At 60.0% G+C, this 21,520-nt stretch carries 22 protein-coding genes, 1 pseudogene and 2 riboswitches; of the genes and pseudogenes, 3 read left to right on the forward strand and 20 right to left on the reverse strand.

Going from position 1 to position 21,520, the window contains the following annotated elements:
* Positions 1–115: 115 nt before the first annotated feature.
* The 6 genes from BW934_RS08820 to BW934_RS08845 all read right to left on the reverse strand — a co-directional run bounded on the left by BW934_RS08820 (position 116) and on the right by BW934_RS08845 (position 5,985).
* A complete protein-coding gene (locus BW934_RS08820) occupies positions 116–907 on the reverse strand; it encodes a cell wall hydrolase (protein ID WP_076347199.1) in 792 nt (263 codons plus the stop codon).
* 5 nt (positions 908–912) lie between these two features.
* Positions 913–1,052: riboswitch (cyclic di-AMP (ydaO/yuaA leader) on the reverse strand.
* Positions 1,053–1,131: 79 nt separating this feature from the next.
* The gene (locus BW934_RS08825) at positions 1,132–2,064 is read right to left on the reverse strand and encodes a L,D-transpeptidase family protein (RefSeq protein WP_234969692.1); all 933 of its coding nucleotides are present in this window, start codon (positions 2,062–2,064) and stop codon (positions 1,132–1,134) included.
* Between the two features lie 55 nt (positions 2,065–2,119).
* Positions 2,120–3,226 (reverse strand): DNA-processing protein DprA, encoded by a 1,107-nt coding sequence (dprA, locus tag BW934_RS08830; protein WP_076347201.1) that lies wholly within the window; start codon positions 3,224–3,226, stop codon positions 2,120–2,122.
* Between the two features lie 121 nt (positions 3,227–3,347).
* Positions 3,348–4,247 (reverse strand): succinate--CoA ligase subunit alpha, encoded by a 900-nt coding sequence (gene sucD / locus BW934_RS08835; protein ID WP_076347203.1) that lies wholly within the window; start codon positions 4,245–4,247, stop codon positions 3,348–3,350.
* A 15-nt stretch (positions 4,248–4,262) separates the two neighbouring features.
* A complete protein-coding gene (gene sucC, locus BW934_RS08840; RefSeq protein WP_076347205.1) occupies positions 4,263–5,417 on the reverse strand; it encodes an ADP-forming succinate--CoA ligase subunit beta in 1,155 nt (384 codons plus the stop codon).
* A gap of 187 nt (positions 5,418–5,604) precedes the next feature.
* Positions 5,605–5,985 carry a hypothetical protein gene (locus BW934_RS08845; protein WP_076347207.1) on the reverse strand — a complete coding sequence of 127 codons (381 nt, stop codon included), beginning with the start codon at positions 5,983–5,985 and terminating at the stop codon, positions 5,605–5,607.
* Between the two features lie 128 nt (positions 5,986–6,113).
* Here BW934_RS08845 and BW934_RS08850 point away from each other — a divergent pair, with 128 nt between their 5' ends.
* Both BW934_RS08850 and BW934_RS08855 read left to right on the forward strand, forming a co-directional pair.
* Positions 6,114–7,601: a YifB family Mg chelatase-like AAA ATPase gene (locus BW934_RS08850; RefSeq protein WP_076347209.1), complete on the forward strand. Its 1,488-nt coding sequence runs from the start codon at positions 6,114–6,116 to the stop codon at positions 7,599–7,601.
* Positions 7,602–7,653: 52 nt separating this feature from the next.
* Positions 7,654–8,451 (forward strand): polysaccharide deacetylase family protein, encoded by a 798-nt coding sequence (locus BW934_RS08855; protein ID WP_076347211.1) that lies wholly within the window; start codon positions 7,654–7,656, stop codon positions 8,449–8,451.
* On the opposite strand, the pseudogene BW934_RS15475 reads toward BW934_RS08855, so the two are convergent.
* From BW934_RS15475 to BW934_RS08910, 12 genes and pseudogenes are all read right to left on the reverse strand, one after another.
* Positions 8,437–8,682: pseudogene (locus BW934_RS15475) on the reverse strand (YraN family protein); the annotation flags it as partial. The gene BW934_RS08855 and the pseudogene BW934_RS15475 overlap by 15 nt on opposite strands.
* A 7-nt stretch (positions 8,683–8,689) precedes the next feature.
* Positions 8,690–8,947 carry an EscU/YscU/HrcU family type III secretion system export apparatus switch protein gene (locus BW934_RS08865; RefSeq protein ID WP_076347215.1) on the reverse strand — a complete coding sequence of 86 codons (258 nt, stop codon included), beginning with the start codon at positions 8,945–8,947 and terminating at the stop codon, positions 8,690–8,692.
* The gene (locus tag BW934_RS08870; protein WP_076347217.1) at positions 8,934–10,031 is read right to left on the reverse strand and encodes a hypothetical protein; all 1,098 of its coding nucleotides are present in this window, start codon (positions 10,029–10,031) and stop codon (positions 8,934–8,936) included. The genes BW934_RS08865 and BW934_RS08870 overlap by 14 nt, the downstream gene beginning before the upstream one ends.
* On the reverse strand, positions 10,021–10,671 hold the full coding sequence (locus tag BW934_RS08875; protein ID WP_076347219.1) for a ribonuclease HII: 651 nt from the start codon (positions 10,669–10,671) through the stop codon (positions 10,021–10,023). Before BW934_RS08875 ends, BW934_RS08870 begins: the two co-directional genes overlap by 11 nt.
* Positions 10,672–10,746: 75 nt before the next feature.
* The gene (gene ylqF, locus BW934_RS08880) at positions 10,747–11,643 is read right to left on the reverse strand and encodes a ribosome biogenesis GTPase YlqF (RefSeq protein ID WP_076347265.1); all 897 of its coding nucleotides are present in this window, start codon (positions 11,641–11,643) and stop codon (positions 10,747–10,749) included.
* Between the two features lie 67 nt (positions 11,644–11,710).
* Positions 11,711–12,055, reverse strand: a complete 345-nt coding sequence (gene rplS / locus BW934_RS08885; RefSeq protein ID WP_076347221.1) for a 50S ribosomal protein L19 — start codon at positions 12,053–12,055, stop codon at positions 11,711–11,713.
* Positions 12,056–12,241: 186 nt separating this feature from the next.
* The gene (locus BW934_RS15340) at positions 12,242–12,376 is read right to left on the reverse strand and encodes a hypothetical protein (RefSeq protein WP_268758036.1); all 135 of its coding nucleotides are present in this window, start codon (positions 12,374–12,376) and stop codon (positions 12,242–12,244) included.
* Between the two features lie 57 nt (positions 12,377–12,433).
* Positions 12,434–12,566, reverse strand: a riboswitch (cyclic di-AMP (ydaO/yuaA leader).
* Between the two features lie 34 nt (positions 12,567–12,600).
* A complete protein-coding gene (locus tag BW934_RS08890; protein ID WP_076347223.1) occupies positions 12,601–13,386 on the reverse strand; it encodes a hypothetical protein in 786 nt (261 codons plus the stop codon).
* A complete protein-coding gene (locus BW934_RS08895; RefSeq protein ID WP_076347225.1) occupies positions 13,383–15,041 on the reverse strand; it encodes a hypothetical protein in 1,659 nt (552 codons plus the stop codon). Before BW934_RS08895 ends, BW934_RS08890 begins: the two co-directional genes overlap by 4 nt.
* On the reverse strand, positions 15,034–16,308 hold the full coding sequence (locus BW934_RS08900; RefSeq protein WP_076347227.1) for an O-antigen ligase family protein: 1,275 nt from the start codon (positions 16,306–16,308) through the stop codon (positions 15,034–15,036). The genes BW934_RS08895 and BW934_RS08900 overlap by 8 nt, the downstream gene beginning before the upstream one ends.
* A 41-nt stretch (positions 16,309–16,349) precedes the next feature.
* Complete coding sequence (locus BW934_RS08905) at positions 16,350–16,844, reverse strand: acyl-CoA thioesterase (RefSeq protein WP_076347229.1); 495 nt, start codon at positions 16,842–16,844, stop codon at positions 16,350–16,352.
* Positions 16,845–16,994: 150 nt separating this feature from the next.
* On the reverse strand, positions 16,995–18,032 hold the full coding sequence (locus BW934_RS08910) for a M23 family metallopeptidase (protein WP_084182549.1): 1,038 nt from the start codon (positions 18,030–18,032) through the stop codon (positions 16,995–16,997).
* A 96-nt stretch (positions 18,033–18,128) separates the two neighbouring features.
* On the opposite strand from BW934_RS08910, the gene BW934_RS08915 reads away from it, so the two are divergent.
* Positions 18,129–18,536 carry an acyl-CoA thioesterase gene (locus tag BW934_RS08915; protein ID WP_076347231.1) on the forward strand — a complete coding sequence of 136 codons (408 nt, stop codon included), beginning with the start codon at positions 18,129–18,131 and terminating at the stop codon, positions 18,534–18,536.
* 26 nt (positions 18,537–18,562) lie between these two features.
* Here the strand turns inward: BW934_RS08915 and BW934_RS08920 are convergent, their stop codons facing one another.
* A complete protein-coding gene (locus tag BW934_RS08920; protein ID WP_076347233.1) occupies positions 18,563–19,468 on the reverse strand; it encodes an RluA family pseudouridine synthase in 906 nt (301 codons plus the stop codon).
* Positions 19,465–21,231, reverse strand: coding sequence for an aminodeoxychorismate synthase component I (gene pabB / locus BW934_RS08925; protein WP_234969694.1), 1,767 nt, complete (start codon positions 21,229–21,231; stop codon positions 19,465–19,467). Before pabB ends, BW934_RS08920 begins: the two co-directional genes overlap by 4 nt.
* Between the last annotated feature and the right edge of the window lie 289 nt (positions 21,232–21,520).

Below are 21,520 nucleotides of genomic sequence, written 5' to 3' on the forward strand. Positions count from 1 at the left end.
GAGTTCCTCGCCGATCCGTACAGGAAAAGAGCCAGCCTTCGGTGTTCTTCTCAGGAATCCACCGATGCTGGCTCTTGAATCTGCCGATGCTGGCTCTTGAATCTACAGCGCGCCGTTACTTCGCAAACACGAGATGACCGATATGAGCGACCACAGGTTGTTGCCAAACCCAACTTCCGGAAGGCGTCTGCGCGGGGTTGTAGAAGACCAACGCGCCTGGGACGACATCGTCTCCGTTCAACGCGTCGAGAGCAGCCTGCACGTTTTGTGCGTCTGGCTGACCGTAAATCGAACCGTTTGCGACACTCTCGAATTGGTAGTGCCCGTCGCTCACTTGGAAGACCACTTGTTGCACCGTGCTCCCGTATCCACCCGCGGCCATGCGATGGAGAATGACGTCGGCCACGGCGATTTGTGCCTGCAGCGATTCTCCGCCGGCCTCCGCGTGAATGACGCGCTCCAACCAGTACAGGTTGTTGGAGTTTTCGGGCGTGGATGCGGCAACATGGGCAGAAACTGTGGAGCTCTTGGTCGAAGATGATGCAAGGGGAACACGCACACTTGAACCCACTTGCAGATTCAATGGATCCACGTTCGGGTTTGCGGCCAACATCTCGGCGAGCGACACGCCATATTGCCTGCCGATCAGAAACAGGGAGTCGCCCGGCTGCACAGCCACGTCCTTGAGACTGGGAAGTGTGACGGTCGCACCAACAGGGAGATTCAGCGGATTGTACTGCGGATTGGCGGACGCCACCAACTGAACGGGCATCCCGTGTGCGCGTGCGATGGTCCAGAGCGATTGTCCGGGTTGTACGGTCACCGTCTGCGCGAACGCGGTCGTCGCGCCCACGGCGCTTGTCAAGGCTACGGTACAAGCAGCGACACACCAAGATCGAATGTTCATCTCATCCATCCTCTCGTACACGCCTCCGAGGTTAGTTGTCGGGTTCGGGTAACGAGTCCCCGTCGCGCCGCGGCGCGATTCACCCCAAGGCTTGAAGCCTTTCATCCCCCGTACGCGCATCTGCGCGATTCGGCAAAGTCTTGGACGACGAACATGATATCAACGTGCGCACAGCGAAGAAACCCAAAGTTGTTGACAGTCGAGGTGGCTTGTAACGAGTTAACCTACTGCCTGCCATCGGCCTGCCGCGATGCGGCGGGCGGCGGCAACACGCACACCACCGTACCATAGTGGGTGAGGGCCCAGACCCGTGAAGCGGCGGGTACCGGCAATTCCACGCATCCCGCGCTCTGTGGCGTGCCGTAGGCGGCGCGCTGAAACCCATGAATAGCCTGTTCGCCGTAGAAAAAACTCACGTACGGAACGTGCTCCACGCGATACGGGCGGCCACTCGGACCCACGCCTTGCATCACCTGCTCGCGGTTGCGGAGGAAAATGACGTGCACCCCTGGCTCCGTGGGCGCCTCAGGCACCCCCGTGCTGCAGAGCGACTCGAAGACCACGCCACGGCCAGCTTCCCAAACGCGCAGACGTTCTGGAACCGCCTGATCCACCACGACCACGCGATACGGCGACTCGGCCCTGACATGAAGGGCGAGTGCCCACTCAAGGCTCTCGCGCACGCGCGGACCGGCGTATCCATCAATTTTTAGGCCGTGATCCGCCTCAAAGTGCATGACCGCACCTTTCGTGAGTTCGCTATACCGTTCCGGGTCCCACGCCTTCAACACGTCCGCAGGGACACCGGGGCTATCCCACACCCAATATCCCAACGGCGGGGCCGCAAAGTTCCACGGGTAAAGCTGATCGGTCGGGACAATCATCTCGTAGTGGCAGGGTAGATACCCAAGTTCCGAGAGCATCACATGCAGCGACCAGATGGCCGCCCCAGTGTCGCCGACGGTCCACACCGAAGGCTCTGGCGACTTGCTGACACGTGAAGATGAAGCTGAACCGCTTTGGAGCAGAGAGGTTGAAGCTGCTTGGCACCGCGGAATTTGCACACCCAGACAGAGCACGATGGCAGATACCATCGCGGCGAGAGCGGGCTTTGAGACTGCGGCGAAACACGTGCGGCCACCCCGCTTCGATCTCACAGCCTTCACCTCCCGCTTATAGCATGAGCGAACGAGGGTGCGGACAGTATTCCATTCATTGGTCCATCTGTACAGGCGAGGGCATAGCGCGCGTGTGAAACGTGCCGTCCGGGTGACGCACCACGATGCGAGCGAGTTCCATCTCCAGAAGGGCACCGAAGACATAGCCAAGATCGAGGCCTGCGGCTTCGGCCAATTCTCCGGCGCGGATGGGCTGATGCTGCTCCAGGGCGTGGTAACAGCGTTCAAGGTGCGCGGGAATTTTCGGCTGGGACATCGGCTGAGGCGCGGTCGCCTGCGCGAACAAATCGGCCGGATCGACCAAGGGAATGGCGCCGTCGAAGAGCAGGCGGTTCACGCCTCGGCTGGCGCGCGACGTGATGGGTCCTGGTACCGCATACACATCTCGGCCGAGGTCGGCAGCGTGCTGCGCGGTGATGAGTGCACCACTTTTATCTCCAGCCTGCACGACGATGACGGCCTCGGACAGCGCTGCGATTAATCGATTCCGCTCGGGAAAGTGATGCTTGCGTACAGGTGTCCCCGGCGGATACTCACTGACAAGCGCTCCGGCCGACACGATTGCCTCGTACAGGTGCCGATGGGACGGCGGATAACACCGATCAATCCCACAACCGAGCACGGCAACAGTGTCCCCTCCGATTTCAAGCGCCGCGGCGTGCGCTGTCGCATCGATCCCCAAGGCCAACCCCGACACCACCACTGCTTGTCTTCGGGACATCTCTCCGGCGATCCAGCGCGCGGCCTCCATGCCATAGGCAGTCATTCGCCGTGTTCCCACGACGGCAAAAGCAGCGCGTTCGGACGCAAGCAGCTCCTTCCTTCCGCGCACAAACAGTGCGAGCGGCGGATCCGGGAGGGCGCAGAGCCGCTCAGGATACGCATCGCTGCCGAGTGCCAACAAAACAATCCCCCGGGATTCGAGCTGCGCCTTCAGTCGCTCGGGTGGCGGCGTGCCTTTCCGCCAAGCGTCCAAGCGACTCGCCTGCCTTTCATCGACCACACCGCTTTCCACCCATTCCGTCACTCGAGCGTTATGGAAGCGCTGCAGGCTGCCAAACGCCCGCACAAACCGCCGCAGCGTGCTGGGCGCAAGCCCCGGGCAGAGCGACCACACGATGACCAGGTCCGTATCGTTCATCCTTGGTCCCCCCACGCCGTTTTGCGCATCATAACCCGCCAGGGACCATCCGTCGATAACGCAAACGAAAAAGAGTTCGCTTGGAAGACCAAGCGAACTCTTTTGGCGGAAACGCGGATCGTCAAGCTTTGCAGCGTTCAAGCAATCCCCGCTCTTCGAGCACTTGATAAAGCGTCGAACCCATCTCAGACGGGGTAGGCGCCACGCGGATGCCGCACGACTGCATCTTCTCAATCTTGGACTGTGCTGTGCCCGATCCGCCAGACACAATGGCCCCGGCGTGCCCCATGCGACGCCCCGGAGGCGCGGTAGCCCCAGCGATGAAGCCAACGACAGGCTTTTTCATGTTGGCCTTAATCCACTCCGCAGCGTCCTCTTCGGCCGTGCCGCCGATCTCGCCGATCATGATCACGGCTTCGGTATCGGGATCGTCGTTGAACATCTTCAACACGTCGACGAAGTTTGTGCCGTTCACCGGGTCGCCACCGATGCCCACCGCAGTCGACTGTCCGAGGCCGAGTTGTGTCAGCTGATACACGGCTTCATAGGTCAGGGTCCCAGAGCGCGACACGACGCCGATCTTCCCAGGCGTGTGGATGTAGCCCGGCATAATGCCGATCTTACATTCGTTGGGCGTGATCACGCCTGGACAATTCGGGCCGATAAGCCGCGTCTTCTTCCCTTCCATGTACCGCTTGACCTTTACCATATCGAGGATGGGAATTCCCTCTGTGATACATACCACGAGGTCGAGACCCGCAGCCACAGCTTCCATGATGGCGTCCGCGGCGAATGCTGGCGGGACGTAAATGACCGAAGCGTTTGCCCCTGTCTCGCGCACGGCCTGCTCCACGGTATTAAAGACCGGGAGTCCTTCGACCTTGGTGCCCCCCTTGCCCGGGGACGTGCCACCAACCACCTTCGTGCCATAGGCAAGCGCCTGCTGTGTATGGAACAGACCAGCCGATCCCGTGATGCCCTGCGTAATGACACGCGTTTCCTTGTTGACCAGAATGCTCATCGCGAGTGTCCCTCCTCAGACCAGCGCCACGATCTTCTGGGCCGCGTCAGCGAGCGAATCAGCCGCTACCAGCTGCAGCCCTGATTCGTTCAGGATTTTCTTTCCTTCTTCAACGTTTGTGCCTTCCAGGCGCACCACGAGTGGCTTGTCCAAGCCCACCTGCTTCGCCGCCGCGACGACACCGTTGGCAATCACATCGCACTTCATAATGCCGCCAAAGATGTTGACAAGAATGCCCTTGACTTTGGGATCCGAGAGAATGATCTTAAACGCCGCCGTGACTTTCTCCTCGCTTGCACCACCGCCGACGTCCAAGAAGTTCGCAGGTTCGCCGCCATAATATTTGATGGTGTCCATGGTGGCCATCGCGAGACCAGCGCCATTGACCATGCACCCAATGTTCCCGTCCAGGGCGATATAGCTCAATCCGTACTTTGACGCCTCGATCTCCTTGGGATCCTCTTCGTCCTCGTCGCGCAGGCTGACGATTTCAGGGTGACGGTACAGGGCGTTGTCGTCGAAGTTCAGCTTCGCGTCCAGCGCGATGATGTCTCCCTCAGCCGTCAACACGAGCGGATTGATCTCAGCAATCGAGCAGTCCTTCGCGACGTACGCGTTGTAAAGCGCCATCATGAATTGTGCGGCCTTCCTTACAGCGTCCTGAGGCAGCTCCAACTTGTAAGCGAGGTTGTTGGCTTGGAACGGTGTGAGGCCCGTCAGTGGATCAATCGTCTCACGAAAGATTTTTTCCGGATGTTGAGCGGCCACTTCCTCAATTTCCACGCCGCCCTCTTGCGAGGCCATCATGACCAAACGCCCTTGCGCGCGGTCGAGCACGAGGCCTATGTAGTACTCCTTTTGAATGTTCGTCAGCTCTTCAATCAAAAGTCGGCGCACGACTCGTCCCTGAGGTCCCGTCTGATGCGTGACGAGCGTCTTGCCCAGGAGCTCGCGAGCATTCGCCTCGACCTCCTCAAGAGACTTCGAGACCTTCACGCCGCCAGCCTTGCCGCGACCACCAGCGTGAATCTGCGCCTTGACAACCGCTTTTCCCCCTAACTCTTTCGCCGCTTCCACAGCCTCTTCAACCGTGAAAGCCACCTTGCCGCGCGGGACCTTGACGCCGAATTCAGCCAGGATGGCTTTCGCCTGATACTCGTGGATATTCACGATGTCCGTCCTCCTTTGTCCCCCAACGGATACGGCGCACAAAAAAACCGGACAAACGTCGTCATGCCGTCTGCCGACCTTGTGCCACCTATCAGAATAGAACTTCGCGGCACGTTTGACAACGTCTTGACCGGTTGTGACGATGAAAACGCATTCAAAAAACCTTGACAAATTGTTGACATCTTATCTAAAGCGTACTATGCAACAGACTGCAGAGATACGAGAACGCGAATACGCCGACAAGCGCGCCCAACAAACGCATCGCGACCCGATCCCGCAACACGTGGAGGACGACACCGATAGCCAAGGCGAGCGTGTCCGCAAACATACTCACCACCAAGGCGTTGTCTCTCCACGAGATTGGCGTCAATCCCACCACTGCCAAAACGAAGGATACCGCCGCCAGCAACACTGCACCCGCTCGCAAAATGATATAATCGCCGCCCGTGGTCCGGAACCCTCGATTCAGTCGGCGATTTCGCCGTTTCTGATACGCGCGAAGGTCAATGACTTGCCCGCGCCGCCCTTCGGCATCCCGTTTCACCATGCGCTTTCTCGGGTTCTCCATGACGGCTCCCTCCTGATCATCGCCTCAAGTGGACGATGCGAACGAGATTCTTCCCTACATTATGGCTCATGCACCGAGAAATTGCTATACGTAGCTTGTGAAAAGTTCCGAAAGCGAGGCGAGTGGGCGTGTTGGGTTACGCATACGGCGCCATCCGTCAGGGCGCGGACGTGCAAATTGTGCGCGTGCAAGCCGATGTCGGTCCCGGCTTTCCTCGATTCACCATTGTCGGCCTTCCCGATTCGTCTGTCAGCGAGGCCAAAGCTCGCGTGCGCAACGCCTTTCATCACTCCGGCTTGCCCTTCCCGAAGGGCCGGATCACCGTCAATCTTCAGCCTGCGAGCATTCGCAAGCAAGGATCTTGGCTGGATCTCGCCATTGCCGTGGCCATTCTGCGCGCATCGTCCCCTCAGCCGATTCCCGGAGATGCCACGGTATTTGTCGCGGAGCTCGCGCTCGACGGCTCACTTGTGCCCCAGTCCGGTCTGAGCGCCATTGGGCTGCACATGTACAACGAAGGGCTGAACCATCTGTGCATCAGCCAAGATCAGCGCCTCCCGTGGCCATTTCATCGTCGATTTCACGTCCTTCGGGCGCGAGATCTTGCGGACGTCGTGGAGCAACTGCGTGATCCAAGGGAACCTGCACTTGACAAAACCGAAATTCGCAATCGATTCGAGCGCAACCTGCACGTCCCTTTCCACATCGGAGGACGCGCCGAATTGCGCCTTCTCTCCATCTGCGCAGCGGGAAGACACGCCATGATGTTGGTGGGTCCGCCAGGTGTGGGAAAGACGACGCTGGCCGACGCACTTGTACACCTTCTTCCTGATCTCCCAGAAGATCATGCCCTCGAAGTGGCCGCCTGGCAAGAGATTGTCGATCCCGACTACATCTTCAGCCTGCGTCCGCCCGTGCGCAAGCCCCATCACACGATTTCACCCAAAGGACTCTTGGGTGGGGGGCGGTGGGGAACTCCGGGCGAGTTCACTTTGTCGCATCACGGCGTTTTACTCCTCGACGAAATGCTGGAGTTCACGCACACCGCTCTCAACACGTTGCGCGAACCGATGGACCGAGGCTTTATCGAGTGCTCCGTGCTCGGCAAACCCACGGAACTGCCTGCAGACTTCCAACTCGTCGCCACGGCCAACCCGTGTCCGTGCGGTTATCACGGTTATGGCGATTGCGCATGCCTCGACGTCGACGTCCGCAGGTACTGGTCGCGCTGCCCCGGACCCATTTTGGACCGCATCGATATTATCCATCACGTGAACCGCGCCGCGGGGCGCGATGAAAAGCAGGACGACCTCAACGCCTGTGCAGCTCGCGTGCGGGAAGCGCGGGCCATCCTCACGCATCGGCCAACGGGACCTCGGCTTTCGGAAGCGGCCGACCGGGCGCTCCGCTTGGCCTGTCATCAACTGCGCGCATCCGAGCGCGATCGAGAAAAGTTGACGGCGCTCGCCCGTACCCTGGCTGCCCTCGATGGACAGGAAGATATTCTCGTGCCCCATGTGGAAGAGGCCATGATATGGCGAAGGCCGGGCAGCATGTCGCCGACACGTCATGCCCTGGCAGTTCCACAGAAGAAGAGCATAGGCGGCGATATTTGACGCAAGTTATAGTCACTGACGAGAAGAGGTTCATGGGGAAGGGGGGACGACCTTGTCGCGCTTTCTGGGGTCCACGCTCGTCGGCCTGGTCACCTTAGCCGCCGTCACCCTGAGCGGCACACCTACGGCTCGGGCTACGCCGGTGCATTCACCGCCGAAAGTGGTCTATCTCACGTTTGATGACGGACCGAGTCAGCGCTACACGCCGAAGTTGTTGGATATCCTTCACAGTCAACACATCCACGCGACGTTCTTCGTCGTTGGGTATCGCTGCGAAGAGTTCCCAGCCCTTGTGCGGCGAATTCAGCAAGAAGGCCATGAGATCGGCAATCACGGTTTCGCGCATTTTAACCCGAAAAAGCGGGCGCTTGAAGAGGTCGTTCTCGATATTCGTAAGACCGACACAATTGTAGAACGCGCTTGCGGCACAAAGCCCTTGTACTACAGGCCCCCTTATGGCGCGATCGACCCCAGCGAGATTGAGTGTGTACATAGGCTCGGCCATCGCATTGCCCTGTGGACCGTCGACTCCATGGATTGGAAAGCCAAGTCCGCGAACGCGATTGTGCACCAGGTCGAAGAGCACGTGCACCCAGGGTCCATCGTTCTCTTCCACGACGGCATCAGTTCGAGCCGTTACACCATTGAGGCCATGCCCAAAATCATTCGCGACTTCAAGCGCGACGGATACGTCTTTGAACCGCTGCCCTTGTCGGACTCACACAGGATAGACGCGTTCATGTCGAAAACCAACCACCAAACCATCTCGCCACGTGACGGCGACGACGTCGAGCGCCACGACGGGCCATCGAGCAGTATCAGCCGCGTATGCCGTGAGCGCAGCGACTAATCTACCGATTTGGACCGGGCGCAGCGCCTCGATCGGATCGCCTGGGACCGGGAAGGAGCGGGTCTTGACCTCCACGGCCACGAGCTCGCACGCGTTCTCCGCCAAGAGATCCAATTCACCGTAGCGAACTCGCCAGTTTCGCTCAATCACCCGCCAACCCAGGCAGCGTTCCAGATAGGTTGACACAAACGACTCTCCGAGGCTGCCGAGCTCTTTACGCGTCGCTGTCACGCCGCGTTCACGCCCTCCGATATCGGTAGATGTAGGCCAGAATTTCGGCGACAGCTTGGTAGAGCTCCGCCGGGATCACTTGGTCCACCTCGAGCGCGTAGAGCGCTTCGACCAGTTCTTTTTGTTCAAGAATGGGAACACCTTGCTCCTCGGCCACACGCACGATGGCTTGAGCGACGTGTTCTGCCCCTTTCGCTACGACGCGAGGCGCCTGATCCTTTTGAGCATCGTAGCGCAGTGCCACGGCTCGCCTAGGGCGCTGCATTCGGATCCTCCTCTTCATGGGCCACGGTCCACGACGTGAGTTCCCAACCACAGGCCTGCAAGGGGGCCGCAATCCGCTCCGGGGCTTTTTCTAAGTAGCCGACATACGGCGCGCCTGGGGGGCAGGTGATGTGAACGTGAAGGGCCGGCCGCTGCGCCGTCAGCACGCACGTCAACGGGCGCCCCTCCAATTGGAGATCCAAGCGCAGGCGGTGCACCAACTTCCCTCGCGGACCCAGGCGTGTGCGCCGCTCGGCGCGCCAACGGATGGCGATCGGATGTCCGGTTTGCTGCTCGCCGTTCGGCACAAACACGCCTCCCCCTCGCCGATCGAATGGATGCGGTGCGACGGACGCCAGAAGGCGATCGAGCAGAATCCAGTGCGCAAGGCGCGCTTGATCCGCGGAACTGAGCCCGTGTTGGGTCCAGGCGTGGCCCATGGACGCAAAGGGAATGATGGGCGAGGTCGGGGCCTCGCGCAGCCGAACCGTGGATTGGGCTTCCCCCTGTTGAACGAGTTCGCGCATCGCGGCCCACAGGTGACGAACCGTCGACACGAGAAGCGCCGAAGCGCCCTCGCCCTCCACCGCGTCTTGCTGGCCGATCCCGTCCGACAAATTCGACACAGGACGCCATGGAGGCGTGTGCACACCGGATACCTGTGCCCGTAGTCCGGCGTCCTGAACCTCGCTCGACGCAGGGTCATTCGCGACTGAGCCGTTCTGTCCGGGCTGGTCAGCCACGTTCCGCGATCCATGGGGCACAGAAGGCATTTCGCGGGGTGAAAAGGTGGCCCCCGACGTCTGACCTTCCATCTCGAAAAGGAGACCCTGCAATGCAGTTCGCCACGCTCGCTCGCTCGCCCACAGCGCATCGTCCCGCAGGATCTCGTAAGGGATCTCTTCCAACGCATCGAGCGAACTGCCGAGCGCTGCTTCGCGTTCGAGCGTTGCTGACGTGCCTTGAGACGTCGGACGAGTAGCGCCGTGCTCCGCCCTTTCCGTGCCGATCGGCGGCGTGCGCTCCACACCGCGCGCGGTCGGGGCGAGATGAGAAGGAGAAACAGGATGAACGCTAGGATCCATAGCGGACAACCCCTTTTTCTTCCATACAAGAGCGCACGGGCGCAAACGAAAGACGATGCACCACAGACGGCCCTAGACGGCGCAAAGCCTCGAGATGGGCCCGTGTCCCGTAGCCGGCATGGTCGGCAAAAGCATATCCGGGAAAGACCTCGTCCAACTTTGCCATGAGTCGGTCTCGGAAGACCTTCGCGACCACGGACGCTGCCGCAATGGGTAGGGAGCGCGCGTCTCCATCCACCACAGGGAGCACGGGCACCTGGTGCCGAAACCCGCGGTTTCCATCGATAAGTGCGAGGGAAACAGGTACGCTCAGCGCATCCAGAGCGCGCTGCATTGCGAGATGCGTGGCCGCTAAAATGTTCAGCCTATCGATTTCATCTGGGCTGGCCATACCGATGCCGATCCCGACTGCATGCGCCCGAATGCGCTCAAGCAGGCGCTCGCGCACCTCGGGTTTCAATTGTTTTGAATCTGAGACGTCCTGCAGCTCGCGATATGTGTCGCGGTGAAGGGGAAGGACAACACTTGCCGCGACGACAGGTCCCGCGATACACCCGCGACCGACCTCGTCCACGCCGGCGACGCACTGACCACCCGAAAGGGCTAGGTCCAACCGGTAACGTCGTAACCACTCGTCCATTCCATGCCTCCTTGGCGCTAGTGTACAGTTGTTTTCCGCGCACCGCCACGGTGAACTGGAGATTTTCTATTCTTTCTATTCATGGAGGCGCGCGACATCCTCGGGCCACTCAAGCGAAACGGGACCTAGCCTGCCCTCCTGGAGGTCACGAAGCACGAGTTTGGCCACGCGTTCCTCGTCCACCCGACCTCCGGCCCCAAGTGCTCCGCGAGTCCGTCCAATGTGGTCAAACCAGGGTTCCACCTGCGGCCATACGCTCGACAGTTCGGTCCACTCAACGGGCGTTTGCACCACAATACCGTATCGTTCCGCCAATGCGTGCGGATAACGCTGGCTCAAGTAGCACAGCACATAGGCGCAGACTTCAGGCGCCTCGAACACTTCGTCCTTCACAGCGCCGCTCGCAGCCAGCTTCAACCCTTGTTCCTCCGTGGCGAGTTTGGGTGCGAGAACCCCAGGCGTATCCAGAAGTTCAGAGCGCCCCACGCGAATCCACTGTAAAGCCCGCGTCACGCCCGGCCGGTCACCGGTCTTCGCCACAGCGCGGCCCGCGAGCTGATTGACAAAGGAAGACTTGCCCACGTTCGGAATCCCACAAATCATCCCACGCGTCGTGACGTTGAGGACACCACGCGCTCGAGCGCGCTTCGCCTTGGCCTCCGCCACTTCGTCAAGCGCGCGCCTGAACTCGCGCAGCCCCTGACCCGTCCGGGCATTGACGGGAATGGCGATCACGCCCGTCTGCCGGAACCAGTCCATCCACTGGTCGGTTCGTTGGGCATCCGCCAGATCCACATGCGTGAGAACCAACAGGCGCGGCTTCCTTCCCGCTAGCTCATCGAGCACAGGACTTCGGCTCGAAACCGGCAGGCGCGCGTCCGCAAGTTCCACGACGACATCGACACTCCGCAGTTCGTCCGCCATCAGCCGTTTGGCCTTGGCCATGTGACCAGGATACCATTGTATAGGCACGAGACCATCATCTCCCAATGCGAAGAGCAAGAAAAAAGGCGCAGGTCTCCCTGCGCCCCCTGGGGTCTTATCGGCGAGCTTCCGCAATGCGAGCCGCCTTCCCCGACAGCCCACGCAGATAGTGCAGTTTCGCGCGACGGACCTTGCCTCGGCGGACGACTTCAATCTTATCCACCTTCGGCGAATGCACCGGAAACGTGCGCTCGACGCCGACACCGTACGAAACCTTACGCACCGTATAGGTTTCGCTGATGCCGCCTCCGCGACGACGAATGACCACGCCTTCGAAGACCTGGATGCGCTCACGCCCGCCTTCGCGAACTTTGACGTGAACTCTCACCGTATCTCCAGGGCGGAAATCCGGAATGTCCTTGCGGAGTTGGTCTTCCACCACTGAACGTAGCAAGTTCATGGCTAGACCTCCCTTCCCAACCAGTGTTCGTGTCGCGTTGGACAGAGGACCACTGTGATTACCCGCATCATTATAGCAGCCACCGATGGCAAACGCCAGGCTTTTTCGTTCGTATGTTCACATCGCCACGCAGCGCGAGCCCTATGTACGCGAATCGGGCGTCCTGCGACGCCCGATAGATCTTGCTTAAAGCTGCACGCGGTCGGTCCACTTGCGCACGTCCTTGGACGGACCTCTCTCCCCTTCGCGGTCCATGCGCTTCAGCGCCTGTTGAATTTCCAAGTCGCGCGCATATTTCGTGAGCTCCGGCTTCATGACCATTTCGATCAGCTCCTTGACTGAAAGTTTGCCTCTCAGCCAAGTTCCGATATGGAATGCCTGACCTTCCTACAACGCTTACGGAGTTAGCTGACGGGTTCGGGTGTAGGAGCCCCTACGCAGCTGTAGGCTGCGATTCACCCCAACATCTTGGGTCCTCCGCTTCCAATACGGAACTCAGCGATAGGTCACGCGGAGAGTATACCATGATGCAAAAAATGACGCAATTATTGGACGCCCTGCTCCAGTTGCTGAACCAGCGAGGTCGGAATTTGCACCTTGGCCAACTGCGCATTATTGATGTCTTGAAAAATGGTCGATGTCTGCACAATCAGCGATCCGACAGAATCCACCACGCCGACGGACTGCGTCTGAACCTGACGGATATATCCAGACGTCTCGCCTACATAAAACTCATAGGCGACTTCGCTCGCGTGAGTGGACAGTTCCGCCCGGGAGGCCCCCGGCGCTTCACCCAAGAACGCGGGGAGCGGGGCGATCCCGTTCGGCACGACCACCCGATAGACGTTGCAATACTCATCGACCACATAGGTGCGATTCATCTGCACAATCGGCAAACGATGTGCGATCGCGTAGTCGATGATATCGCGGTAATTTTGATACGCGTTGAGATTTGTCACGGGATCGGCAGGCGACCAAATCGTCCCGTCTTGCTGATAGGCGACCTGCCCCTGTTGATAGAACGCGATATTGAAATTGTTCTCGTGCACCTGAATACTGGCCAAGTCTGGCTGCTGTATCGTTCCGTATACCGTGAAGCTCGTGTGCAAGTTGCCGTTTTGAATATTGACGGCGGTCTGAAGTTTATACATCGAAGCCGACTCGCTTTTCTCCAAGGCCTGAACCAGCGGTGCCCACTGCGCGTGCGCGTTGATCACCTGCGTTGCGGTCCCCGATGCGATGGATACGGGTTGAACGCCGGGGGTGCATCCCGTCGCGAGGAGTCCTACAGAGGCGACAAGCAGAGCGAGTCCTAACCGGCCCGACTTCATCGCAAATCCTCCTCTCCTTCCCGACGAGGACGGTACAGCCACCCGCCGACGATGATGGCCGCCAGCACAATGCACGCTGCCGGCAAAACGGGCGCGTGGGACGGCGAAATCACGAGATAGTCCCCTGTTCCGTAGATATCCAGCGCAAGCACCTCGTTGGGCACACCCGCCAGGTGCAGAGGCGTCACATTGACCACGTTCGTGCGGAACACGCGCCAGACGCGAACCAACTGGCCCGTGCCGTTGGAACTCGGAACAAATCGATACGCCGAGAAATACCGCACCGGCGAGTTCCGGATGTACGAAGGGTCATTCGTCAAAATCTCAGGATACGGTTGAACACCGGTAAGAACCGCTTCAAATCGGAAGGATTGGCTGGGTGCGGTGTACACGCGCCTCCACGTGCCCTGCGGATCGACCGTCAAGATATACGCAGGGCTGGCATTGACGAACACCGCGTCGCGACCACCTCGCACAAGAGGGCCGATGCGAATGTCGTTTGGCACGGGGTTGTCCGCAGAGCCCTCGTAGCTCGCCACGATCTTTCCAAGATTGACGTCGTACACGTGCAGCGAATTGTCCCCGACGAGCAGGATTTGTTCGTCCTGCGTACTCGTAAAGTGCCCTTCGCCGACCACGCTCTCGGCCTGCATCGTCACGTGCGCCCCGTGGTTTGAGCCAAGGCCCATCAGTCGGTCGTCCGATACGTACACGCCTGCCCGATCAGGCTTCACGCCAAGTTCCGCGAGACAGTCGTCCCAGTTCGCGATTTCCTTGGCGCTGGCTTGATTCGCGATCGCCTGAAAGCTCGCCGGGTAAGCGGCTGGGTCCAATGCGGCTTCTACCGCCTGTTGGTCGGTCAGAAAGGGAGTCAGGTACTCGTAAACGCGCCCGTTGTCCACATACCAGTTCGCGAGCTCGTAGGGGAAGAAGGCTCGGACGAGATCGAGCGGGTTCACACGAGCGAGATCCTGAGGGGTGGGAACCTCCTTTTTCAGGCGCCCTCCGACGGACTTGAGCTCGACGATTTCGTATTCGCCTTGGGCGGTCTGCAACGCGTTGTAAAGGGCGTCGGGAGAGTCCGTCGCCGCCATTGCCCGTTGTTCCAATTCCTGCTTGGTAGGAACGTGACTGTCGATCGTGATGATGGCCTGTCCACCCGTCACGGGAATCACCGCAAACGGAGCCTCGGGAGAATTCTGCACCCGCAGATTGACCTGGGCATCCTGCAATACGCGGAAGTGCGTGAGAAAAGCCCAGTCGTTGAGCGGCAGAAAGACCTGGGCCGCGACCACACATGCACCACCGAGGAGAGACGCCACAGGCCGCACGCGGCCCATGATAAGGGCGAGAATCCACAGGAGAAGGAGCATGGCAACAGCGACCAAGGCCTGCTTGAGTTTGCTCGCAAAGGCCAGTGAACTGTAGCCCTCGGCCACCATCAGCGCGAAGAGCGTGTAGATGAGCCAGCGCCTGCGGATCGGACGCTTCAAAGACGTCATCCACAGTAAAACGATGGCCATGACGGCCAACACGCCGTACAAGGCGAGATCGTCCACGAGTGGACGCAGAATCCATACATACACGGCGTTCGCAAACAGGGCCCAGAACGCGTACCAAATCCACAGCCCAACGGTTTTCCACGATTTAGCCATGATTCTCCTCCTGACCATCAAAGGTGCGGCTCCACAAGAGCAGCAGCCCGACCATGAGGAAGTAGTTCAGACAGTTTGGAGGATACTCAAAGACGTTTTCCACCACGTCATGAACGAGGAGCGCAAGGACGCCCACGAGACCGCCGAGCGCGATGGACCGGTTGTATCCACTCGCGCGGCGAACCACGCGCTGCACCAACTCCACCACAATTCGAATGTGAAGAGCGAAAAACAGCACGAGACCGACCAAACCGGACTCACCGAGCACCTTGGCGTAGTAATTGTCCGAGTAGATGGACAGGCCCTTGTCGGAGGCGACAGCACCTCCGTAACGCCCGAGTCCTGCGCCAAACAGCGGGCTCCCCGCGAGCTGATCAAACGCCTGTTGCCAACGGACGAGCCGTCCGCCCTGAGAAGATTTGATGTAATACACCTGCGAAAAGAGATCCATGATGCGATGATGGATGGGAGGCAGAAAAAACCCGATGACGCCGAGCACGACGACAACCGCGAGCAAACGGCGCTCGAAGGCAAGTGCCACCAGGATCACCCCGACGCCAAGGCCAAGCCAAGCACCTCGCGTGTATGTAAGGAGCAGCGTACCTAGGCAAATCACGCCGCCGATAAGAAAAATCCACTTGCGAATTCGATTCGTTTCCGCGAGGCCCATCCCGATGATGAGGGGGGCCATCATCTCCATGTAAGCGCCGAGCTCATTCGGCGATTTGAGCACCGAAAATACGCGCGTGCGAACGTGTTCCCCGACATCGACCCATCCAGGCGGAATCGGAACCGCGAGGATGTACTGCAACACGCCGTCCAACCCGATGAGCATGGCCAGTGCGGCGGCAATATACAAAAAGTACGGCGTGTCCTCAGGTTCGACCACAAACGGCAGCAACAAACCGAACAGCATGTCGTACACGTCCGCCCGCAGTCCATCAAACGAGGTGCCTGGACTACCGAGCCCCATAAAAAGCAAGGCAATGAGGTACGTGATGTACCAACCCGCATACTTCGACCACGCAAACGCCTGAGGCCGGTGTCCGCGCATCACGCGATTGAAAGCGACCAGCGCGAGTATCAAGAGCACAACCTTATCCCATATCGATCCGAGAGGATGGACAAATTGCCGCAGCGCGTAGTCCACCAGTGGAAAGGCGACTAAGAGGGTGACACATCCCTTGGCGATTCGCTGTCCCACCAACCTGGATTGCGCGGGACGCGCGCGGTAGAAGTTATCCGCCGCCAGAAAACGGTTTTGCATTTCGCCCACTCCTACCTCTGTCAACGTGATCCCCGCCCTCGTCAGGGCATGGGCAATTCACCTTGTGACGCGGCCTGACGGCGCGCCAAGCGCTGCTCTCTGCGCCGTGGAGCCGAATCATAGTGCATTTTTTCTTCTTCGGTTTCGGGTAACACAGGTGGAACCTCGACAGGTCGCCCGTGTTCATCGATGGCAACAAACGTCAAATACGATCTCGCCGTAAGGACGGTTTCTCCCGTGAGTAAGTTCTCCGCCAGAACCTTCACAAACACTTCCATCGACGTCTTGTGTGCATACGTCACGAAAGCTTCCAGATGAATGGCTTGTCCCACGCGAATGGGCGCGAGGAAGTCTAAGCTGTCGCTTGAAGCGGTGACAACCCGCTGGCGCGCGTGGCGCATGGCGCTGATAGCTGCAATTTTGTCAATGTAGGCCATGACTTTTCCGCCGAATATCGTGCCGAATTGGTTGGTATCCGGCGGCAGCACCAGATCCGTCATGTACGTTCGCGACCATTTTGCCGGTTTGGGTTCCAAGGTTCGCCCCCCTTGCCATGGGCCGTTCCATGCACAAAAGAAAACGGGTACGGACCTCTCATGGGTACCCGTTTCCTTGGCCTGCCGTATGGACTCCGTCCTATACAATAGCACATCGTCGACGTCACGTGACAGGTCTCGACTCGATTTTCACGAAGCGGACTTCGTCCTCGGGACCGGCGTGCGAATCACCACCTGCGGTTCACGCTGCCATTGCAACAAGTAGGACGACGGGCTAAAAGCCCATTCGCGTCGACCCGTATCTTTGTACATGCCGAAGTGAAGGTGCGGCGGGAACTTGCCGGCCGTTCCAGGTGGGCCGTAACCCGTCGAGCCGACGTAGCCGATCACCTGCCCAGGCCGAACCAAGTCGCCTACGCGAAGCGATTTGGCGTACGCGGACAGATGCGCGTAGTAGTAGTACGTGTTGTTCGCATCGCGAATCCCGATCCTCCATCCCCCGAAGCGGTTCCAGCCCATGAGTTCGACGTATCCGTACGCACACGCCAGAACCGGCGTGCCGTAACTTGCGAAAATGTCGACGCCCTCATGCATACGCCGTCCCCCATAGCTCCGGCCTGCACCAAAAGTGTGTTTGATCGTGTAGTTGTAACGTTTATCAATGGGAAAGGCGTGCCCCTGCGGGTTAATTCCGAATGTGTGAAAGAGCCGAGCGAACGCGCTCACGCGTTCAACGGCCACGGGATCCTGAAACAGCGTCCAGACCGCCTGCTCCTCGTCCTCTCCCGCTTCTTCATCGATAAACCGCGCAAGCGATTTAATGCGATCCGCAGGATCAAAGGGCAATGCGAGGCGATCTCCGTCAGCGTCCTGTCCCAATCCGCCAAACAGGGCAATGGTCGGCGCAAACACGTCACCTGGATCTGGATTTGCCGGCCCGCTCCACGCAGGTTCATCCATCGCATAGCCGTAGTAAGGCGCTCGTTCGCGCGCTTCGCGGCTCTTCGTGAGCTCGGCATATCGATCGATCGCGGCTAGCACAGCCCAGTCGACATCGTATTCAGCCCCGTACGCCTTGTACATCGGCACAAGCGCGGCCTGTGGATGCGGGCGCTCTGCCGCGGACACCTTGAGCGGTACCACCACACAGGCTGCCCAAGCGCAGGCGGCCCATCTGAGCAGGCGTGTGAAGCACGGACGGCGCGTGATAGAATGAGTGCGGCGCAACAACACCACCCCTTCGTCCAGAGCATCTACGTCTTACCGTCTCCATGTGGGGCCAATGTATGCCGGAAACTGCCCAGGAGAAAGAGGCGTTTCAAGATGAACGTTACACAAATGGAAATCACCGTTCGATGCACAGAGATCGACGTCAACGGTCACGTCAACAACGCCAAGTATTTGGAGTACTACGAGTGGGGAAGAGAAGAGTGGTTTGAGCGTCAGGGCCTGGACTACCAGACGTTGAAGGACCTCGGCGCCGTCACCGTCGTCGCGCGAGCTGAAGTGGACTACCATCAGGCGGCTCACCAAAACGACCGCCTGATCGTCACGACTTGGCTTGAACGCGTGGGGCGAACGAGCCTCCGTATGCGGCAACGCATCACGGGCTCCTTCGGCGTTCTTGTGGGGGAGGCTTTATTCGTGATCGTCACGGTCTCGCCAGAAACGGGGCGGCCCGTACCTGTGCCGGAACCGCTGCGTGCACTTGCCGCGGCAAGCGGAACATAAATGGAGTACGGCACCAACGGCAAGGTTTAAAGTTCCAGCTGTCGATAGCCGAGGGATCGCAACTTCTCGACCATCCTGTCGGGCAGCGGAGCCGTCACGTCGATCCCGTCCCACGTGACGCGCCGTGCGTGCAGGTAGAAATGTTCTCCGGGGACCGGTCGCGCGCCGTACTTGCGGTCGGCGACGAGCGGATGGCCCAGGTGCGCCATGTGTACGCGAATCTGATGCGTCCTCCCGGTCAGCAGTCGCAGCCTCACGAGGGACGTGCCGCGGCTCGAAGCCACCACTTCGTACGCGGTCTCACTCGCTTTCCCGCCGCGCTCAACGACCCGCGTCAATGGACCGTCGCGCACGACTTCCACCGCGAGTCGGCCTTCGCCCTGCCACTCCCCTTCGACCAACGCGAGGTATTCCTTCTCGACCTCTCCGCGCTGGAGGGCATCTGCCCATGCTTTGGCGGCACGCGCCGTCTTTGCGAAGATGACCACGCCGCTTGTATTTCGATCCAAGCGATGCACCGGTGCGGCGCGGAACGCTCCGTCGCCGCCGTGATCGTACACGTACGCCTCGACCTGCACCGCGAGACTCGTCTTATACTCTCCTTCGGCAGGATGGGTGAGTACGCCCGCGGGCTTGTTGACGGCTACGATCTCGTCGTCCTCGTACAGGATCTGAATCGCGCGCGACACGCCCTGGTACTTCGCGATGGGCCTCGCCCGCAGCGACTCATAGTCCTCCGGGGTGAAATACAGGCGGACGAGATCGCCCTCATGAAGCCTGGTGTCCTGCTTCGCGCGCTTGCCATTCACCTTGACGCGCCCCATGCGGATGCTCTTGTACACGCCGGACAAAGGCAGGCCAGGCAAAAGGAGCCGAAGCCATTTGTGAACGGGCTTGCCGTCATCCGAAGGACCAATCGTGATCTCAATCAATGGAGCGTCTCCTTTCCTTCCCCAACTGCCGTTTCTGAACGAGTGGTGGGCCACGTAGCGACCACCACAGGGATGATCCCACGGAGTCCATTCAGCCAACACCAGCGCGTCACCTGTCCCACTTCGGAAAGGTGCAGGACGCGCTCGCGCAGCTCCTGCCGCCGTAGAAGATGGGATCGCAGCGTGCCGGGCAAAAGTCCACACTCGACCGGCGGGGTATACCACACGCCATCCCATTCGTAGGCGATGTTCCCGAACGTTCCTTCCGTCACCTCGCCGTCCTCGTTGTACAAGAGCACGTCAAAGGCCCCCGGACAAGCCCGACGCATGCGGTCGTAATAGCGGCGATCGGTGGTCTTATGATACAGCCACAGGGAGCGCCGATCCACTGGTTCTGACGAGATCGCCATGATGCGCGGCTCCCCACGGTGACCGGCCTCGACCACGGACGTGGTGAAAGGGTCGTTCGGCCAGGGCGATGCCTCGCAATGGACCTCACCGCGCAGCGAAACGCGAACCCGGACGCGCCAGGTGCCTGTGGGGTGCTTGGTTCGACACCTGCGCAGAGCGTCGTCGAAGACGTGCGGATCGAGCGGGATGTGCAACGTTCGAGCAGACGTGAGGGCGCGTGCGCGGTGCTCGTCGTACAGAAACCACACGCCGTCCTCGAGGCGCATCGTTTCCAGAAGCTCGACCAACGTTGCCAGACCCGCGCGGTCGATCACGGCGGCCTTGAGCTTCACCTCCGCCTCCTCCTGCGCCGGCCTGGAGTCCCACGTCACACCGCTTCCGACGCCGTACACCCATGTGGCGCGATCGCGCCTTCCCACGAGTGTCCGGATGGCCACGCTCCATACCTCGCGATCATCGGGCGTCCACAAGCCAATGGCCCCGCAGTAGACCCCGCGAGGCACGCGCTCGCATTCGGCGATGGCTTTCATCGCTGCCGCCTTCGGCGCGCCGGTGACGGAACCGCAGGGAAACAGCGCGCGAAAGATGTCGACTGCGTTGGCCTCGGGGCGCAGGTGACCCGAAATCGTGGAAGTCATCTGCCAGACCGTGGGATACGCTTCTATCGCGAACAATTCGTCGACGCGCACGCTTCCGGGCTCCGCGATTTGCCCAAGGTCGTTCCGAAGGAGATCGACGATCATAAGATTTTCAGCCAGCTCCTTCTCCGACTGTTCGAGGTAAGCGCGTTGCGCTCGATCCTCGGTTTCTTCGGGAGCGCGAGGTGAGGTCCCCTTCATCGGGCGGGTGACGATCCGCATGCCGTTGCGCGCGTAAAATAATTCCGGCGAGACGGACAGAATGTCCCACGCACCGATGTGAAGCCACGCGCTGTAGCGCGCCGCTTGCGCGCGGCAAAGACGTTCATACATTTGTCCCGGGTGGTCATTGCCTGTGAACACCAATCGGCCGGTGGCGTTCACTTGATACACATCCCCGCGCGCGATGGATTGCCGAATTCCCTCCACCACCACTCGGTGCGGTTGAGCAAGGCCGCACCACCACATGCGAGCTCGATCGCGCTCCTCGCTTCCCGGCCATACGTCTGACGTTCGGTCGATGGCGTGACCCGATGAACCAGCGTCGCTCGGCGACGTCTGCGCTGGGGCGGTGAACTCCGCGAACCAAGCGAGGGGAAAGTCCGCAAACCTTGGGGGAACGCGATAATAAGGCTGAAACGCGGGTGCTGCTTCGTAGGACACAAATCCGCACACCCAAGCGCCCGCCTTGGCACGTGCGGATGCATGTTCCATCGCGCCGACAACCTCCTCTGCACGCGTGGCGCACCAAACCTGGCGTGGACGTGCAAACACGAGACGCGTGGGAGGCTCGCCGTCCGTCAAGGGAAAATCGTAAATCAGCCTGACGGAGAGATTCATGCATGCACCTCACTTCTCGAGCTAGGACCTGTGAGACGGGGCGGGAGGGATGCCTGCCGCGCCAAAGCAAAAAGGCCAGGCATCACCGCCTGACCTTCTCTCCTTCGCCTGGCAACGACCTACCTTCCCAGGAGGCTGCCCTCCCAGTATTCTCGGCGCTGGA

The sequence above is a fragment of the Alicyclobacillus vulcanalis genome, from assembly GCF_900156755.1.
Lineage (GTDB): Bacteria > Bacillota > Bacilli > Alicyclobacillales > Alicyclobacillaceae > Alicyclobacillus > Alicyclobacillus vulcanalis.

Coding starts and splice junctions, on each gene's coding strand:
- BW934_RS08820 (WP_076347199.1), bottom strand. CDS start 907: ATGAACATTCGATCTTGGTGTGTCGCTGCTTGTACCGTAGCCTTGACA.
- dprA (WP_076347201.1), bottom strand. CDS start 3,226: ATGAACGATACGGACCTGGTCATCGTGTGGTCGCTCTGCCCGGGGCTT.
- sucD (WP_076347203.1), bottom strand. CDS start 4,247: ATGAGCATTCTGGTCAACAAGGAAACGCGTGTCATTACGCAGGGCATC.
- BW934_RS08845 (WP_076347207.1), bottom strand. CDS start 5,985: ATGGAGAACCCGAGAAAGCGCATGGTGAAACGGGATGCCGAAGGGCGG.
- BW934_RS08865 (WP_076347215.1), bottom strand. CDS start 8,947: ATGCAGCGCCCTAGGCGAGCCGTGGCACTGCGCTACGATGCTCAAAAG.
- BW934_RS08870 (WP_076347217.1), bottom strand. CDS start 10,031: ATGGATCCTAGCGTTCATCCTGTTTCTCCTTCTCATCTCGCCCCGACC.
- BW934_RS08875 (WP_076347219.1), bottom strand. CDS start 10,671: ATGGACGAGTGGTTACGACGTTACCGGTTGGACCTAGCCCTTTCGGGT.
- rplS (WP_076347221.1), bottom strand. CDS start 12,055: ATGAACTTGCTACGTTCAGTGGTGGAAGACCAACTCCGCAAGGACATT.
- BW934_RS15340 (WP_268758036.1), bottom strand. CDS start 12,376: ATGGTCATGAAGCCGGAGCTCACGAAATATGCGCGCGACTTGGAAATT.
- BW934_RS08890 (WP_076347223.1), bottom strand. CDS start 13,386: ATGAAGTCGGGCCGGTTAGGACTCGCTCTGCTTGTCGCCTCTGTAGGA.
- BW934_RS08895 (WP_076347225.1), bottom strand. CDS start 15,041: ATGGCTAAATCGTGGAAAACCGTTGGGCTGTGGATTTGGTACGCGTTC.
- BW934_RS08900 (WP_076347227.1), bottom strand. CDS start 16,308: ATGCAAAACCGTTTTCTGGCGGCGGATAACTTCTACCGCGCGCGTCCC.
- BW934_RS08915 (WP_076347231.1), top strand. CDS start 18,129: ATGAACGTTACACAAATGGAAATCACCGTTCGATGCACAGAGATCGAC.
- pabB (WP_234969694.1), bottom strand. CDS start 21,231: ATGGAACATGCATCCGCACGTGCCAAGGCGGGCGCTTGGGTGTGCGGA.